The 1,820-nt window shown below is 57.5% G+C and carries 2 protein-coding genes; both read left to right on the forward strand.

Translation table 11 applies throughout. The features are described 5' to 3' along the window. Positions 1-443 (forward strand): flagellar assembly protein FliH (locus tag J5224_RS26295; RefSeq protein WP_264628121.1); only part of this gene is annotated, 443 nt, incomplete at its 5' end. Next, positions 443-1,820, forward strand: a 1,378-nt coding sequence (gene fliI / locus J5224_RS26300; RefSeq protein WP_264628122.1) for a flagellar protein export ATPase FliI, incomplete at its 3' end; no start/stop codon positions are given. The genes J5224_RS26295 and fliI, both read left to right, overlap by 1 nt.

Raw genomic sequence — 1,820 nt, forward strand, 5'->3', positions numbered from 1 at the left:
AAGGTACCCAAGATGCCTTGCAGCAACAGCAACCGATGATTGAGCGCATGCAGCAGATGGTGAGTGGGTTCCAGCAGACATTGGATGCCATGGACACAGCTATTCCAGCGCGTTTGACGCAATTAGCCCTGACCGTCGCGAAACAGGTTATTGGTCAGGCACCGCTGTGCGATGCCACAGCACTGCAACATCAGATTCAACAGTTGATCCAGCAAGAGCCGCTGTTTAGTGGCAAAGCGCAATTACGGGTCAACCCCGGCGATCTCGAGCGTATCGAGGCGGCACTGGGTCCGACGCTGGAGCAGCACGGCTGGCGGTTGTTGGCCGACGGTCAACTGCATCCTGGCGGATGCAAGGTGAGCGCAGAGGAAGGCGACCTTGATGCCAGCCTCGCCACGCGCTGGCATGAGCTATGCCGTTTGGCTGCGCCGGGAGAGTTATGATGACCCATCACCTCGCACGTTGGTTTGCCGAATTGGACGCTTTCGAAAAGCGCATCAAAGAGACACCGTCCGTGCGTCGTTACGGGCGGTTAAAGCGTGCGACCGGGCTGGTACTGGAAGCCACCGGGCTGCAAATGCCCTTGGGTGCCACCTGCCTGATTGAACGCCATATGGGCGCCAAGACGGATGAAGTTGAGTGCGAGGTGGTTGGCTTTAATGGTCAAAGCCTGTTCCTGATGCCACTGGAAGAGATGGAAGGCATCACGCCAGGTGCGCGTGTCTATGCCCGTGCAGCGACTCAGGGCGTGGTACAAGGGAAACAATTGCCTTTAGGGCCAGAACTGCTTGGCCGCGTGCTGGATGGCAGCGCTAAGCCGCTTGATGGCTTACCGCCTCCGGATACCGGCTATCGCGCGCCGCTGATGACTGCGCCTTTTAACCCGCTACAGCGTACACCGATTGAAGATGTGCTGGATGTGGGGGTGCGCGCTATCAACGCGTTGTTGACCGTGGGCCGCGGCCAACGTATGGGCTTGTTTGCCGGTTCCGGTGTGGGTAAAAGTGTGCTGCTGGGTATGATGGCGCGCTATACCAAAGCAGATGTGATCGTCGTCGGGTTAATCGGCGAACGCGGTCGTGAAGTGAAAGATTTTATTGAAAACATTTTGGGTGACGAAGGCCGCGCCCGTTCAGTGGTGATCGCCGCACCTGCTGACGTTTCGCCCCTGCTGCGTATGCAGGGTGCCGCTTATGCGACACGCATTGCTGAAGATTTTCGCGACCGCGGTCTGCACGTGTTGCTGATCATGGATTCGCTGACGCGTTATGCCATGGCGCAGCGTGAAATTGCATTGGCCATCGGTGAGCCACCGGCTACCAAAGGCTATCCGCCTTCGGTGTTCGCCAAACTCCCTGCACTGGTCGAACGCGCAGGCAATGGCATTCACGGTGGCGGCTCGATCACCGCGTTCTATACGGTGCTGACTGAGGGTGACGACCAGCAGGACCCGATTGCCGACTCGGCGCGTGCTATTCTGGATGGACATATTGTCCTGTCGCGGCAGTTGGCCGAATCCGGTCACTACCCGGCCATTGATATCGAAGCCTCAATCAGTCGCGCCATGACCGCGCTTATTGATGATAAGCACTACGCCACGGTCAGGTTGTTTAAGCAGTTACTCTCCAGTTACCAACGTAACCGGGACTTGATCAATGTGGGGGCTTACGCGCCGGGCAGCGATCCGACGCTTGACCAGGCCATTCGCCTCTACCCACAGCTTCAGGATTTTTTGCAGCAGGGCATGTTTGAACGCAGTGGTTATGAAGCCTCTTGTCAGGCTTTACACGTCATTTTTCCCCGTAACGAGGAGGAGGACA

It is taken from the genome of Candidatus Symbiopectobacterium sp. NZEC135 (genome assembly GCF_025962695.1).